At 71.1% G+C, this 14,802-nt stretch carries 13 protein-coding genes; 10 read left to right on the top strand and 3 right to left on the bottom strand.

The features are described from left to right. The first annotated feature begins 80 nt into the window (after positions 1–80). Positions 81–965 carry a potassium channel family protein gene (locus tag LUM46_RS02185; protein WP_274991988.1) on the top strand — a complete coding sequence of 295 codons (885 nt, stop codon included), beginning with the start codon at positions 81–83 and terminating at the stop codon, positions 963–965. A 29-nt stretch (positions 966–994) separates the two neighbouring features. On the opposite strand, the gene LUM46_RS02180 is transcribed toward LUM46_RS02185, so the two are convergent. Further along, positions 995–1,813: a CPBP family glutamic-type intramembrane protease gene (locus LUM46_RS02180; RefSeq protein ID WP_274991986.1), complete on the bottom strand. Its 819-nt coding sequence runs from the start codon at positions 1,811–1,813 to the stop codon at positions 995–997. Between the two features lie 52 nt (positions 1,814–1,865). Continuing rightward, complete coding sequence (locus LUM46_RS02175) at positions 1,866–2,681, bottom strand: hydrolase (RefSeq protein WP_274991984.1); 816 nt, start codon at positions 2,679–2,681, stop codon at positions 1,866–1,868. A gap of 252 nt (positions 2,682–2,933) precedes the next feature. On the opposite strand from LUM46_RS02175, the gene LUM46_RS02170 reads away from it, so the two are divergent. The 6 genes from LUM46_RS02170 to LUM46_RS02145 all read left to right on the top strand — a co-directional run bounded on the left by LUM46_RS02170 (position 2,934) and on the right by LUM46_RS02145 (position 9,495). Beyond that, on the top strand, positions 2,934–4,109 hold the full coding sequence (locus LUM46_RS02170) for a hypothetical protein (protein ID WP_274991983.1): 1,176 nt from the start codon (positions 2,934–2,936) through the stop codon (positions 4,107–4,109). A gap of 74 nt (positions 4,110–4,183) precedes the next feature. After that, complete coding sequence (locus tag LUM46_RS02165) at positions 4,184–5,740, top strand: sensor histidine kinase (protein ID WP_274991981.1); 1,557 nt, start codon at positions 4,184–4,186, stop codon at positions 5,738–5,740. Further along, positions 5,737–6,453, top strand: a complete 717-nt coding sequence (locus LUM46_RS02160; protein ID WP_274991980.1) for a response regulator — start codon at positions 5,737–5,739, stop codon at positions 6,451–6,453. The genes LUM46_RS02165 and LUM46_RS02160 overlap by 4 nt, the downstream gene beginning before the upstream one ends. Before the next feature lie 103 nt (positions 6,454–6,556). Beyond that, positions 6,557–8,248, top strand: coding sequence for a carbon starvation CstA family protein (locus LUM46_RS02155; protein ID WP_274991979.1), 1,692 nt, complete (start codon positions 6,557–6,559; stop codon positions 8,246–8,248). Between the two features lie 3 nt (positions 8,249–8,251). Then, complete coding sequence (locus LUM46_RS02150; RefSeq protein ID WP_274991978.1) at positions 8,252–8,533, top strand: cory-CC-star protein; 282 nt, start codon at positions 8,252–8,254, stop codon at positions 8,531–8,533. Beyond that, a complete protein-coding gene (locus LUM46_RS02145; protein WP_274992072.1) occupies positions 8,527–9,495 on the top strand; it encodes an ArsA family ATPase in 969 nt (322 codons plus the stop codon). Before LUM46_RS02150 ends, LUM46_RS02145 begins: the two co-directional genes overlap by 7 nt. 264 nt (positions 9,496–9,759) lie before the next feature. Here LUM46_RS02145 and LUM46_RS02140 read toward each other — a convergent pair whose 3' ends face one another. Continuing rightward, complete coding sequence (locus tag LUM46_RS02140) at positions 9,760–10,473, bottom strand: hypothetical protein (RefSeq protein WP_274991977.1); 714 nt, start codon at positions 10,471–10,473, stop codon at positions 9,760–9,762. Positions 10,474–10,865: 392 nt separating this feature from the next. Here LUM46_RS02140 and LUM46_RS02135 point away from each other — a divergent pair, with 392 nt between their 5' ends. Genes LUM46_RS02135 through LUM46_RS02125 form a run of 3 tightly spaced genes read left to right on the top strand, consistent with a single transcriptional unit; the run spans position 10,866 to position 14,754 of the window. Continuing rightward, complete coding sequence (locus LUM46_RS02135) at positions 10,866–11,765, top strand: ABC transporter ATP-binding protein (protein ID WP_274991975.1); 900 nt, start codon at positions 10,866–10,868, stop codon at positions 11,763–11,765. Beyond that, positions 11,762–12,964, top strand: coding sequence for an ABC transporter permease (locus tag LUM46_RS02130; protein WP_274991973.1), 1,203 nt, complete (start codon positions 11,762–11,764; stop codon positions 12,962–12,964). Before LUM46_RS02135 ends, LUM46_RS02130 begins: the two co-directional genes overlap by 4 nt. Then, positions 12,961–14,754, top strand: coding sequence for an outer membrane protein assembly factor BamB family protein (locus LUM46_RS02125; RefSeq protein WP_274991972.1), 1,794 nt, complete (start codon positions 12,961–12,963; stop codon positions 14,752–14,754). The genes LUM46_RS02130 and LUM46_RS02125 overlap by 4 nt, the downstream gene beginning before the upstream one ends. Positions 14,755–14,802 lie beyond the last annotated feature (48 nt).

The raw sequence follows: 14,802 nt of genomic DNA, 5'->3' as shown, positions 1-14,802 counted from the left end.
CGGTGCTCCGTAGCGTGGACCGCCATGGACGGGTCATCGGTGCAGGCGGAGCTGGGCCGGGGCCACCGGTGTGAGCTCGCGTGGCCCTGACCGGCGTGGTGACCGGGCTGATGACCGGCGCCGGAATCCTTCTCGTGCTCCTCGCGCTGCGGGACGTCTTCCACACCCTGCTGAACCCCAGCGGCCGCGGCCGCATCAGCGTCCTGGTGACCAGCCTCGTGTGGTGGGTCTGTCACCGCCTCGGGGCCCGCGCGGTCAGGACGAGCGGGCCGGCGGCCATGGCGGTCGTGGCGGTGAGCTGGGTGGGGCTCGTCGTCACCGGGTGGGCGCTGGTGTACTGGCCGCACCTGGAGACCGGGTTCTCCTACAGCACCGACCTCGAGCCGGCGCGGCGCAACGACGCCGTCGACGCGTTCTACGTCTCGGTCGTCACGCTGACGACGCTCGGCTTCGGTGACGTGGTGCCCACCACCACATGGTTGAGGCTGGCCGCGCCGGTCGAGGGCCTGATCGGATTCGCCCTGCTCACGGCAGGTGTCTCCTGGATCCTGGAGGTCTATCCCGCTCTGGCACGGCGCCGCGCGGTGGCGCTCCTTGTCGACGGGCTCCGCCGGACGCGGACGGCGGAGACCCTGGGCGAGCTGGAACCGGGTACGGCGGCACCGCTCCTGGGCGACCTGGCAGCGGGCATCGACCAGGTTCGGGTGGACTTCACGCAGTACGAGGTCATCTACTACTTCGCCGACCCGCGCCCGAGCATGTCCCTCGCCGCGATGGCTCCGTATGCGCTGGAGCTCTCCGCCGCCGCCCGGGAGGCCGGCTCGACGGGCGTCCGGCACGCCGGCGGGATGCTCGATGCGGCGTTGGACGGCCTCGCGGAAGCGCTCGACTCCGGCTACCTGCACACCGGTGGGACGACGGCGGAGGTACTGCTCGCCTACGGCGGGGCCCAGAGCGCCGGGTGAACGAGTCCTTGCCGGGTGGTGGCGGGTACTCAGGGCGCGGTGACGAAGATGTCGAAGAGCTCCGGGTGGTGGCCGTGCACCAGGACGGCGAACACGACGGCGTCGAACAGCAGGTGCACCGCCACGACGTAGCTGAGCGACTTGAACTTCGCGAAGATCCAGCCCTGGACCAGCGCGAACGGCACCGTGAGCAGCGGGCCCCACTCGCGGTAGCCGAGCTCCCACAGGAACGACACGAAGATCATCGACTGCAGGAGGTTCGCCTGCCACATCGGGAAGTGCTTGCACAGCAGGGCGAACACGATGCAGATGAAGAACAGCTCGTCCCAGATGCCGACGGCGTTCACCCCCACGAACAGCCGCCAGATGTCCTGCGACCCCTCCAGGTCCGGCCAGTTCAGGTACGCGCCGGAACCCAGGAAGTAGAACGGCAGCAGCACGTAGCCCAGGGCCACCACGGCGGCCAGATAGACCCACTGCCCGCGCGTCCAGCGGCGCCCGGTCAGCACGGGGAACTGGATGGTGTCCTGCTTCAGCACGAACCGGGACAGCGCCCACGGCACCATCACCGACCCGCCGAGCGCGAGCGTGAAGCGCAGCATCCCGGCGTCGGACAGGTCCGCCTCGAGCGAGATCATCGAGATGATGCCCAGTCCCACGCCGATCAGCGCCAGGTCGCGGCCCAGCGCGCGGTCGGCCCACAGGCCGAGCGCTATGCCCAGCACCAGCGGCAGGTACGCGATCGGCCGGATGTGGATGGCGAAGAGCAGGATCGCCGATGCCGACACGAGAAAGGCGGCGGTCAGACGCGCTGGGCCGACGAGCGAGGCCGGCAGAGTGGAGGTCACGTGGACGAGGCTCCCACATCCCGGACCTTCCGTGTGCCGGGCCGTGCTGTCACTACGTCAGGTGGTCGAAGTCGCCCCTCGTCCACGCCGCGTGCCGTTCCGCGGAGCGCAGCACGATCGCCCGGGCGTCGGTCGGGATGACGCCGTCGAAGTTGTTGTAGAGCCGGTCGAACCCGAAGCGCCCCACGTGGTGCGCCACCCGCTGGACCACGGGCCCGGAGAGCGGGATCCGGTTCGGGTAGCTGCGCATGAAGGACACCGACGTCCGGTCCGGGTTGGCGAAGATGGTGTCGCCGCTCAGCAGCACGCCCTTCCCCGCCGCGCCGGAGGACCAGTGGGCCACCGAGGAGCCCGGGAAGTGCCCGCCCGGCTGGCTCAGCGTGATGCCGGGCAGGATCTCGCGGTCGCCCTTCCACAGCTCGACGGCGTCGTCGGACCGGGCGAGCCAGTCGGCGTCGGCCTCGCTGACCAGTAGGGGGACCCCGCCGAGCCGGCGGCTCCACTCGACCTGCACGCCGTACATGTGCGGGTGGCTCGCCACGATGTACGCGAGGCCGCCGAGCTCGCGGACGGCGGCGACGGCGGTGTCGTCGAGGTAGCCCGGGACGTCGAACATGAGGTTCCCCGCTGCGGTCCGGGCGATCTTCGCGGTGGGCCCGATGCCGACGTCGGGCACCGTGGTGAGGCCGAACAGGTCGGGCTCGAGCTCCTTGATCTCGATGCTCTGCCCCTCGGCGGCGAGCTCATCCAGCGTCGTCCAGTGCTGCCCGTCAGCGGGTACCCACTGGCGTTCGTCGGCGCAGATCGCGCACACGTCGGGTCGGGACTCATGCTCCACGCCGCACGTGCGGCAGATCCAGAACGTCATGCGACAGCTTCCCCTCGTCAATTCCTGTCGTCGGCCGGTGCTCCGTCACGATGCGCCCGTGCGGCGGTCGTGTCCAGCAATTCCCGTGCGCACGCGAAAACTTTCGGTGGCCCGCTCGGCGTGGCGCACGGGCGTGTCCGAATGTGAATCGATTCAGATTCTCGCGGGGCCTGGCGTGGGGCAGGCATGGTCCCTACGCTCATGACCGCTCCTACAACGTTGTAGGAGTGTCGTTCTCAAGAAGGAGTGACCATGGCACCAACGTCACAGCGCCGTCCACGGCTTCTGGCCGCAGGGGTCGCAGCACTGTCCGTAGTCGTCTCCCTGCTCGCTGCGCCGGGGGTCGCGGCCGCGCCCAGCGGTACGGCGTCCGACAGCGCCGTGGCCGGCGCGGCGTCCCGCAGCACGACGGCGGCGGCCGCACAGGCCGCGGCCTGCGGTGACGGCGCCGATGCCCTCGTCACCGGGAGCCAGTCGTCGGGGTTCACCACCACCTATCGGGGCCGGACCGTCTACCAGGGCGAGTACTACGTCACCGCGATCTGGGAGGGCATCGGTGCGCTCACCCCGGGACGTACCAGCCAGGAGAAGGTGTCGGTCATGGCCAGCGCCTGGATCGGCAACAACACGATCGACCTCCCGAGCAACACGGCGTTCGAGGTGTGCGGCACCATGGACGTCGGCAATGTCTCCGGGCGGGGCGCGATCCAGGCCGTCGGGGTCCGCAACGTCTCCATACCGAACCTGAACATGACCGGAGCACCGTACTTCGGCATGCGCTTCGCCGACGTGCACGGCCTGCACCTGGGCCAGATCAACCTGCGGATGAGCGGTGGCCTCGGCATCCGGTTCGAGCGGGACCTGCCCGGCAGCACGGACGTGCGCATGGACAACGTCTACGTCTCGGGCACCGGCAACCACGGCGTCGAGACGTGGAACGTGGACGGATTGCGGATCGGCACCGTCACCGCCCGCAACGTGGCCTACGCGGGCCTCCTGTTGAACAACACCCGCAACGCGACCATCGGCACGGTCGACGGCGAGAACGTGGGCACCGGCACCGGCTACGCCACGTTCCGGATGGCCAACACGAACGGCCCGGGTATCACCGTGGACCGCGTGCGCTCACGCGGTGGTGCCCGAGGCGTGTTCTGCGTGTCCAACTCGCGAGGTGCACGGATCAACAACGTCGACCTCGCGAACAACGGCAACAACTCGATCCTCATCGAGAACTGCTCGGACATCACGATCGGTGGCGGCACGGTCAACGGGGGCGGCGAGGTGCGTCTGGCCGCGCGGAGCGAGTTCCCCAACAACCGCAACATCAACATCACGCTCCGGGTGGACAACACCTCCGTGCGGGAGTCGCCGTGCGGGGAGAACACCAACTGGTACCTGAGCGGGAACGGGTCACGCAACATCTGCTGAACCGCCGGACCGCTGTGATCGACTCCGCCTCGAGGCGGAAGCGGCCATGCCCCCGGAGTTCCTACTCTGGGGGCATGGTCACTGCCCCCGCCCAGCCCGACGCTCGGCAGCTCGTCGTCGGCCGGCCCGTCGCAACGCCTCGCTCCGCCGAGGGTGCTGCCAGCCGTGCGCTCGACTGGTTCGGCGTCGACTCCGACTGGGAGCGGGTGCCCGCAGGCCGCGACGCCTACCGGCGGGACCTGCTGCTCGGCGCGGGGTTCGCGGTGCTCGCGGCGATCTCCGTCGAGCTCGGGCGCAGCATGGGCATCTTCGAGGAGGTGCGCGAACCACTGTGGCTCGTCTACCTGCTCGGCGTGGCCGGTACGGTCCCGCTGGCGTGGCGCCGCCGCTATCCGCTCGCGTCGCTGGTGCTCGTGTACGGGTTCTTCCTCGGGCTGGGACTGACCATCCCGGAGATCACCGTGCTCATGCCGATGCAGGTGATGTACTTCGTCGCGCTGTTCACCGCAGTGGCCTGGGCGCGGGACCGGCGCGCGATGCTCGTGGTCGTCAGCATCTGCGTGCTGGTGATGTTCACCTGGCTGATCTGGATGTTCGCGGTCCAGCAGGGTATCGAGACGATCCTCCAGGAGTACCCCACCCCTGCGGACTGGCCGGGTCTGCTCGACCCGTACCTCGCCAGCAGCGCGTACCAGTTCATCATGAACATCGCGTACTTCGGCGGTGCCGTGGTCGCGGGCCAGATGCAGTGGAACGCGGCCCGGCGACGGCGGCAGCTCGCCGACCAGACGGTGACGATCGAGCGGCAGGGCGCGGCGCTCACCGACCAGGCGATCGTGGCCGAGCGGCTGCGCATCGCCCGCGAGCTGCACGACGTCGTCGCGCACCACGTGTCCGTGATCGGTATCCAGGCGGCCGCAGCCCGCAGGGTCCTGGACCGCGACCCGGCCCGCACCGCCGAGGCCCTGGTCACCATCGAGCGCGAGTCCCGTGAGGGCGTCGCCCAGATGCGGAACCTTGTCGGCACGCTCCGCTCGGTGCCCGACGGCGGCGGCCCGGGCGGGCCGGCCGGGGCGAACCCTGCCTCCCGGGCGCCTGAGCCAGGGCTCGCCGACCTTCCCGCCCTGACCGCCGCGGACCACGACGGCCTGGACACCACGTTTCGCCAGGTCGAGGAACCGCCGGGCGCGGCGGCCGACGTGCCGGACCCGATGGGACTCAGCCTCTACCGCACCGCCCAGGAGGCGATGGCGAACGTGCGGAAGCACTCGACGGCCCGGTCCGCGACGGTCACGCTGCGCGTGGTGCGCAACCCCGGGGCTCTGGACGGGCCGCAGTTCGAGCACGGCTTCGCCGAGGTGGAGGTGCTCGACGACGGGCGTCCGCGCCATGGGACGTCCGGTTCGGGCCTGGGGCTGCTGGGCATCCGGGAGCGGGTCGCGACGCACCAGGGCGCGGTCGAGATCGGGCCGCGCGCGACCGGCGGGTACCGGGTCCGGGTACGGCTGCCGCTGCCCGCACCCGCGCCCGATCCCGTCGCGGCGTCCGGTGCCGCAGCCACCGCGGCAGCGGCCCAGGTCGAGCCGGTGACCTCGGCCGCACCGGCCGCACCGTCGGAGGCGGCCCGATGACGCGCGTGCTGCTGGTCGACGACCAGGCGCTGGTGCGCTCGGGCTTCTCCCTCATCCTCTCGGTGGAGGACGACTTCGAGGTGGTGGGCGAGGCCGGCGACGGCGCCGCCGCGATCGAGCTGACGCGCGCCCTGCGGCCCGACATCGTGCTCATGGACGTCCAGATGCCCGTCATGGACGGCATCGAGGCCACGCGCCGGATCGTCGCGGAGAACCTCGCGAAGGTGCTCGTCCTGACCACGTTCGACCACGACGAGTACGTGTTCGACGGGCTGGCAGCCGGGGCGTCCGGGTTCTTGCTGAAGAACTCCGACGCGGAACACCTGGTCGAGGCGGTGCGGACGGTCGCGGCCGGCCACGCGTTGCTCGCGCCGCAGATCACGCGGCGGGTCATCGAGCAGATGGTCGCGGGCGAGCGACAGTCGCCGGTCGAGCGGAGCTCGTCGGTGGAGCGGAGCTCGCCGGACGAGCCTGTCGAGGCCCCCGTCGTGAGGCAGCTGACGGTGGCACCCGCCGGCCTCGCGCTCCTGACCCCGCGCGAGCGTCAGGTGCTGGAGCTCGTGGGGACCGGGCTGTCGAACGCGGAGATCGCCTCGACGCTGTACCTCGGTGAGGCGACGGTGAAGACCCACGTCTCGAACGTGCTCTCCAAGCTGCACCTGCGGGATCGGGTGCAGGCGGTGGTCCTCGCCCACCGGGTGGGCCTGGTCTGAGACGAGGGACCGCCTGGGGCGCCGGGTCAACGCTGTATAAAGGAATACCCGAAACCAGTAGGGTTACCCAGTCCCCCGTCGACGACGACTCTGGAGGCCCCCCGTGAACTCCCTCGTCCTGGCCGTCATCGGTATCGCGCTGATGATCGCCGGATACCTGCTGTACTCGAAATTCCTGGCGAAGAAGGTCTACCGGCTCGACCCCGCCTTCACGACCCCCGCGCACGAGCTGAACGACGGTGTGGACTACGTCCCCACCAACAAGTTCGTGCTCTGGGGCCACCACTTCACGTCCGTCGCCGGCGCCGCCCCCATCGTGGGCCCCGCCGTCGCCGTGATCTGGGGCTGGCTGCCCGCGGTCCTGTGGGTCACCATCGGCACCATCTTCTTCGCCGGCATGCACGACATGGGTGCCCTCTGGGCCTCGCAGCGCCACAAGGGCCAGTCGATGGGCATGCTCTCCGGCAAGTACATCGGGCCCCGCGGGCGCGCCCTGTTCCTCGTCGTGATCTTCCTGCTGCTGCTCATGGTCGTCGCAGCCTTCGCGGTGGTCATCAAGAACCTGCTGATCAACACGCCGTCGGCGGTCATCCCCGTCTGGGGCGCCATCCTCGTGGCCCTGGTGATCGGCCAGATGATCTACCGCTGGAAGATCAACCTGCTGCTCACCACGATCATCGGGGTGGTGGCGCTGTACACCCTGATCATCGTCGGCAACGCGAACCCGATCGTGCTGCCGGACCCGATCCTCGGCATGACGCCGGCGACGTTCTGGATCGTCGCGCTGTTCGTCTACGCGGGTATCGCGTCCCTGCTGCCGGTGTGGGTGCTGCTGCAGCCGCGTGACTACATCAACGGCGTCCAGCTCTTCATCGGCCTGGGCATCCTGTTCGGCTCGGTGCTGCTGTCGGCGCCGGCGATCGTGGCCCCGGCGATCAACCACAACGTCCCGGAGGGTACGCCGCCGCTGGTCCCGCTGCTGTTCGTGACGATCGCCTGCGGCGCCATCTCGGGCTTCCACGGCATGGTGTCGTCCGGCACGTCGGCGAAGCAGCTCGACAAGGAGACCGACGCACGGTTCGTCGGCTACTTCGGTGCGGTCGGCGAAGGGCTGCTGGCCCTCGGCGCGATCATCGCCGCCACCGCCGGCTATCGGACCCTCGCCGACTGGGAGGCCGTCTACACCGCGTTCAACGAGGGCGGCGTCGCCGCGTTCGTCGAGGGCGGCGGCAACATCCTCAACGCCGGTCTCGGCATCCCGCTGGGCCTGTCGGCCACGATCCTGGCCACGATGGCCGTGCTGTTCGCGGCGACCACCATGGACACCGGCATGCGCCTGCTGCGCTTCGTGGTCCAGGAGGCCGGCGAGCTGGCCAAGGTCCGGATCGGCGGCGCCGTCGGCACGATCATCGCGCTCGTCATCGCCGTCGGCCTGGTGTTCAGCCTCGGCGCCGACGGTGAGGGCGGCATGCTGATCTGGCCGCTGTTCGGCACGACCAACCAGCTGCTGGCGTCGCTGACGTTGTCGGTGATCGCGGTCATCCTCCTGCGCAAGCGGATCAACCCGCTGCCGGTCATGATCCCGCTCGCCGTGGTCATGGTGATGTCGATCTACGCCCTGATCATCCAGCTCGGGACGTTCTACGCCGAACAGAACTGGCTGCTGCTGGTCCTCGACGTCATCATCCTCATCGCCTCCCTCTGGGTGGCGCTGGAGGCGTTCATCGCCATGGGCAAGGCCCGCGGCGGTGTGGACGAGGACGCCGACGATCCGGTCGCCCGGGTCGAGGGCTGACCCGTGCTCAGCCGCCGGTTCGGCACCGCCCGCCGGCGGCTGAGCGCTGTCTCCGACGGGCTGCGCGAGTTCTACGTCGCGCCGTACCGCCGCACGTTCGGGCGTGCCCGACGGGACGAGGACGACCTGTTCATGCTCCTCGTCCTGAGCGAGGCGCTCGGGGTGCCCAACCCCGCGTCGTACTACACGGCGGAGCTGCTGCCGCTCGTCTACGAGCGGGTGCACGAGTGGCACACCCGGATGGGCATGGAGCGATCGCCGCTGGAGGACGTCTCGTGCTGCTGACCGACGTCGTGCGGGACCGGCGCGTCCTGTTCCTCGGCGGGAAGGGCGGCGTCGGCAAGACGACGACGGCGTCCGCGCTGGCGCTCGCCCAGGCCCAGGCGGGCCGCCGGGTGCTGGTCGTCTCGACCGACCCGGCGCACAACCTGGGGCACCTGTGGCAGCGGGAGGTGGGGGACGCCGTCGTACCGCTGTGGCGAGGCGGCGCGACCGGCTCCGGTCTGCTCGACGGGGTGGAGATCGACCCGCAGCGCACCACGGACGCCCACCTGGCCCAGGTCGGTTCCACGCTGCGCCGGCTGATGCCGGAACACCTCGCCGCAGAGGTCGACAGGCACCTCGAGCTGGCCAGGGATGCCCCGGGGACGCACGAGGCGGCGGTGCTCGAACGGATCGCCGACGCCGTGGAGACGGGCCTCGCGGACTACGACCTCGTGGTGTTCGACACGGCACCGTCCGGCCACACCGCGCGGCTGATGGCGCTGCCCGAGACGATGTCCGCCTGGACCGAAGGGCTGCTGCGGCGGCGGGACCGCGCCGACAAGTTCGCGGGTGCGCTCTCCGGGCTGGGCGTGCGCGACCCGAAGGCGGAGCGGGACAGCGAGATCCGGCGCACCCTGCTGCGGCGCCGGGAACGCTTCGAACGGTTGCGGGCGGTGCTCACCGATCCGGAGACGACGTCGTTCCTGCTGGTCCTGGCCGCCGAGCGGCTGCCGGTGCTCGAGACCGTCGAGCTGGCGGGGACCCTGCGCGGGCTCGGCGTGCCGGTGGGCGGTCTGGTCGTGAACAAGCGCTCGCCCGACGGCGCCGGCGGGCTGCTCGCCGCCCGGCGGGCGCACGAGGACGAGTGGCTGGCCGTGCTGGACGACGAGCTCGGCGACCTCCCGCGCGTCGAGTGCGAGCTGCTGCCGGGCGAGGTCACCGGGGCCGACGGGCTGGAGCGGTTCGGGGCGGCGCTGCGGTAGACCGGGCGACCGTCTCTGCCGAATGAACGAGCCGTGCGGATGATTCTGCCGACCGATACGCGGATCGGAGCCGCAATGACCGGAGCGGCACTACCGACGCTCGCCGCTGTTCATCGGATCGGGCGCGAACGGCCGGGAAAGCGTTGATTCTGCCGAATATCCGTTTTCTAGAGCGTGCCATGAAAGTGCGAAGAAGCGAGGCCCTCGGCAAAGGGCCTCGCTTCTCCGTGTTCGGTGATCTGGAATGCCGTCCAATAAACCGGACTATTCGGTCGGTTCCGTGGAGGGTTCCGGCGAAGGCTCGGTCGACGGGTCCGGAGACGGGTTCTCCGAGGGGTCCGGCGACGGCTCGGCCGGCGGCGGATCGGTCGGTTCCTGCGACGGCGGGTCCGTGGGCTCCTCCGACGGCGGGTCGGTCGGCTCAGGGGTGGGCGTCGGGGTCGGCGTGGGGTCCGGCGTCGGCGTCGGAGTCGGCGTGGGGTCCGGCGTAGGTGTCGGGGTCGGTGTGGGTTGGGGCGACTGCGCCGGCGGGTTGGCCGGCGGGTTGGCCGGCGGGTACGTCGGCGGTCGCACCGAGTCCGCCGGGGGCCGGCCGGGGGTGCTGGTCCCGGAACCGTTGCCGATGTCGACACCCGGCACGGGCGCGTTCGTGAAGCCGCTGCCTGGCAGGTCAGGGGACGGAACAGCCATGTGCCTGGGCGTGTACGTGGACGCGGGCGGCGGGGTGTACGTGAACCGGTTCGGCTGCTGCGGGCCCGACTGCACGTCGACCGTGCCCTTCTCCCCCGGCCCGGACGCGGGCTCGCGCTTCAGCAGCATCGGCGGCAGGCCCTGCAGCGCGTCGGGTGCGGACGCGGGTCCGGCCGACGTCTCCCGGTCCAGGTCCGTCCCCGCCGGTTGCACGGCTACGGCACCGACGATCCCCGCCGTCAGCACGAAGGCTGCGGCCGTTCCTGTGACGATCAAACGATTGCGCACGCTTAGCTCCCCCTGCGGGTTCAGATACTGCCTTGTGCCCTTCTGCCATGACGTTTCGGTAGCTGAGTACCGGACCGCGAAGCATCCGCCGGAGCACTGTGCTCATTTCTCCGTGGACGGGCCGACGAACCATTCAGTGCCGCTGTTCTTCATACGGCACTCCGGTCGGGACAATACGTGGCAGAACGCCATCGGCAACCGGTACGTGTAATACCAGGTCAGATGCGGGTACACACACCGTGGTCGGCAGAATGTCGCATGATCGGCAACTCGAAATGCCGATCTTCTGACACTTTGCCGACCACACTGGGGCTGGTGCCCACCCAGAGGGTGAGGCGGGTCCCTCTTGCGGCGGATCTCATCGGTGCCCGCGCCGCCATAGCGTGGCCGCCATGAGCGATCTGGAGGTGCGGGACCTGACCCGCGTGTTCTTGTCGGGCGGTGCGCCCCGGCGAGCGGTGGACGGTGTGAGCTTCACGGCGTCGTCGGGCCTGCTCACTGGTTTCGTGGGCGGCAACGGCGCCGGCAAGACGACGACCATGCGCATGATCATGGGTGTCCTGGCGATCACGAGCGGCGAGGTGCGGTTCGACGGCGCCCCGGTCACCCGGCACGATCGCCGAGAGTTCGGGTACATGCCCGAGGAGCGCGGCCTCTACCCGAAGCAGCCGGTGCTGGAGCAGCTCGTCTACCTGGCCCGCCTGCGCGGCATCGCCCCGTCCGTCGCCCGGCGGGAGGTGCTGGAGCACCTCGACCGCCTCGGGCTCGCGGACCGCGCGAAGGAGCACGTGGAGAAGCTGTCGCTGGGCAACCAGCAGCGTGTGCAGATCGTCGCGGCGATCATGGGCCAGCCGAAGGCGCTCGTCCTGGACGAGCCGTTCAGCGGCCTGGACCCGGCAGCCGTCGACGCGATGGCCGACCTCCTGCGAGAGCACACGCGGCGCGGCGTGCCCGTGCTGTTCAGCTCGCACCAGCTCGACCTCGTGGAGCGGCTGTGCGAGCGGCTCGTGATCCTCGGTGGCGGCCGGGTCCTCGCGAACGGCACGCCGGACGAGCTGCGGGCCCAGGGTGTCACGAGGCACCGGCTGGTGCTGTCGGGCGACGCAGGCTTTGTCCGCGGTGTTCCGGGCGTGCTGGCCGTGGACGTGGACGGCCCGTCCGCACTGGTCGAGGTGCACGACGACACCGCGGCCACCCGCCTCCTGGCCGCGGCCCTGGAACGTGGCGCAGTCCGCGAGTTCTCCCCCGTGAGGCCGACGCTGGCCCAGATCTACCGTGAGGTGACGGCATGAGCAACGCATGGATGGTGGTGGCGACCCGCGAGATCGTCGTGCGGGCGCTCAACAAGGGGTTCCTGATCGGCCTCGCGGTGACCGTCGCGATGATCGGCGGGCTGATCGGCTTCACGTCCTTCATGGAGGGCCGCACCCAGTCGTTCGAGGTCGCGGTGGTCGCCGGGGACGAGTCGGCGGTGACGGCGCTGGAGTCCGCCGCGGCCGACGCGGCGTCGGACGACCGGCAGATCGAGCTCAGCATGCTCCCGGTCGACGACGCGTCGGCCGCCGAGGCCGCGCTCGACGACGAGACCGCCGACGCGTGGCTCAGCTCCGGGGCAGCGTCCGGCACCGACAGCTGGACCCTGTCCGGCTGGCGGGAACCGGACCCGGATCTCACCCAGCTGATCGGGACCACGGTGCGGGACCAGGTCCTGGCCGACCGGGCGGCCGACGCGGGCACGAGCATGAACGCCCTGACCGCGGGCAGCGAGGTAGAGACCGAGCGGCTCGACGGCAACCCGGTGGACCCGCAGGTCGTGCTCGTGGCCGGGTTCGTCCTCGCGTTCCTGTTCTTCACGGGTGCCGTCGGCTCGGGCGCGATGATCGCGGGGAGCGTGATCGAGGAGAAGCAGTCCCGGCTCGTCGAGATCATCGCCACCGCGGTGCCGCTGCGACAGCTCCTGGCGGGCAAGATCATCGGCAGCTCCGTGATCGCACTGGGGCAGAACCTGCTGCTCGCCGGCGTCGGACTCATCGGGGTCTCGTTCACCGACCTGTCAGCGATCCTGCCCGCGATGACCGCCACCATGCTCTGGTTCGTCGTCTTCTTCACCGTCGGGTTCGTCGCGATGGCCGCCCTGTACGCGGTGGCCGGCTCCCTCGCGTCGCGGACGGAGGACCTCCAGTACACGACCAGCCCTCTCATGATGCTGCTCATGGGCGTCTACGTGGTCACGTTCTCGGCCGACGGCACGTTCGAGCGCGTCCTGTCCTACATCCCGCCGGCCTCCATCGTGTCGATGCCGGTGCGGGTGCTGAACGGCGACGCGCTCTGGTGGGAGCCGCTCGTGTCGCTCCTGATCCTCGTGGTGGCCACGCTCGGCGCGGTGCTCCTGAGCGAGCGCGCCTACCGCGGGGCGCTCATGCAGACCGGCGGCCGGGTCAGCTGGAAGACGGCCATGGCCGCGGAGCGGGGCACTACCCTCGGGGCGTGACCGAACGCACCGAGCACGACGAGACCGGGAACGGGACGCCCGAGCCGTCGAAGGTACACACCTTCGACCTCATCGACGAGGTCCCCGGCGTCTCCGACGCCGGTGGCACGGACGGCGCGGAGGGCCCGGACGGCGGCGACGGCGGCGGTCCGGACACGGTCGAGCCGGACGCCGCCGCGGACCGGGCCGACGAGCCGGCGCCCCGTGCACCTGGCCGGGTGGCGCCGGCGCTCACCGGTGCCCGGGCCGCGGTCGGGCGAACCGCGCGGCGGGGTGGGGCGGCCGTCCGACGGCGGCTGCCCAGCACCCGCCGCGGCAAGGTGCTGCTGGTCGGGAGCGCGGTGTCCGTCGTCGTGCTGGCGGTGGCGGCCGGGGTGCTCGTGGACGCACGGCTGCGCGAGCAGGCGCTCCTCGCCACGCCTGCCGGGGTGCGGAGCCTGGCGACGAAGCCCACCCAGCTGTGGTCGACGGACCTGGAGAACCCGATCGCCGCGACCCTCGTCGCGATGCCGGGTGTGCTCGCGATCGCGGGCGACGCGAAGGTCCGCGGCGTGGACCCGGCGTCGGGCGAGGACCTGTGGACCGTCGACCTCGAGAAGGACCTGAGCTGCGGTCCGACGACTCACCGCGGCACCGGAGGGCCCGCGTCCGGTGCGCCGGCCGACCCGCTGGTCTGCGTCACGTCGTCCGGTGACGGCGGTGAACGGGTGCAGAACGTCACGGTCGTCGAGGCCGACGGCGCCACGCAGACCCGCGAGCTCGACCCGGCCGCCCAGGTCATGCCCGCCCCCGGCGGCGGTCTCATCCACTTCGAGCCCCTGGGCGGCGAGCAGGAGCAGCGCCCCGTGGTGGTCGACAAGCTGGGCGCCCCGCATCTCCCGAAGGCCTTCGTCGGGCCCGATCTGACGGTCCGCGTGGAGGACGCCGCGACGGGCACGGAGCGCTGGAGCGACACGGTGGCCTTCGGGGCTCCACGCCCCGACAGCTGCCTCACCTACGACGAGACCGGCGCCCCGGTCCTCGACGTCGCCGGCGCGCTGGGCTGGGACCTGCACGGTGACGTGCTGGAGGTACAGGGATGCGGGGTCTCGGCGGCGTTCCTGCTCGACGGCACGCGGCTGGACGACCCGGAGAACGCGGACGATCCACCGGCCGACGGCGTGGACACCGCATCGTTCGCGTCCCTGCCCGACGGCGGCTGGGTCGGCCCCGACACGGCGGTCACCGGTGCCGCCCCCAGGGACGTGGTGCACCTGCCGCACGGCGCGACCGTCCCGCTCGAGGGGCAGGCCCTGGTGCCGTGGGCCACCGACGGCCGTGACCCGGGCATCCTGCTGGAGCGGGTGGGCGTCCACGCGGAGGCCAGGTCCACGGTCGAGGGCGATGCCGGGGCACGGCTCTGGTCCGCTCCGCGGCTCAGGGCCACCACGCTCCTGGCCCGCGTGTCCGGTACCGCCGTCGTCCTGGACGAGCAGGGCGCCGTGCGCGGCATCGACCTCGGTACGGGAGCGGACCGGTGGACGCTCGACCCCGAGGTCCTCTCGTTCGGCGACATGGCGTGGGCGGCGGAGTCGACGATCTTCGGGGCCTACACGGACGGCGACACCCTGCTGCTGCCGGTGAGCGCCGACCCGAGCGGCAGCGCGTCCGGCCTGCGGCTGCTGGCCGTGGACCTCCGGGACGGTGCGCTGCGCTGGGAGATCGAGCAGGAGACCCCCTACACCCAGCTGATCAGTGTCGACGGGTACCTGGCACAGGTCACGCAAGAGGGCGTGGTGGGCCTCGGCTGACCGCCGGCGGATCCTGCGCAGGGTCCACTCCGAGCGCACGGGTCACGC

The organism is Promicromonospora iranensis, assembly GCF_028994805.1.
Taxonomy (GTDB): Bacteria; Actinomycetota; Actinomycetes; order Actinomycetales; family Cellulomonadaceae; genus Promicromonospora; species Promicromonospora iranensis.
Note: the sequence above shows the minus strand (reverse complement) of the source record. Positions and strands in the feature narration are given on the sequence as shown.

Coding starts and splice junctions, on each gene's coding strand:
- LUM46_RS02175 (WP_274991984.1), bottom strand. CDS start 2,681: ATGACGTTCTGGATCTGCCGCACGTGCGGCGTGGAGCATGAGTCCCGA.
- LUM46_RS02170 (WP_274991983.1), top strand. CDS start 2,934: ATGGCACCAACGTCACAGCGCCGTCCACGGCTTCTGGCCGCAGGGGTC.
- LUM46_RS02165 (WP_274991981.1), top strand. CDS start 4,184: ATGGTCACTGCCCCCGCCCAGCCCGACGCTCGGCAGCTCGTCGTCGGC.
- LUM46_RS02160 (WP_274991980.1), top strand. CDS start 5,737: ATGACGCGCGTGCTGCTGGTCGACGACCAGGCGCTGGTGCGCTCGGGC.
- LUM46_RS02135 (WP_274991975.1), top strand. CDS start 10,866: ATGAGCGATCTGGAGGTGCGGGACCTGACCCGCGTGTTCTTGTCGGGC.
- LUM46_RS02130 (WP_274991973.1), top strand. CDS start 11,762: ATGAGCAACGCATGGATGGTGGTGGCGACCCGCGAGATCGTCGTGCGG.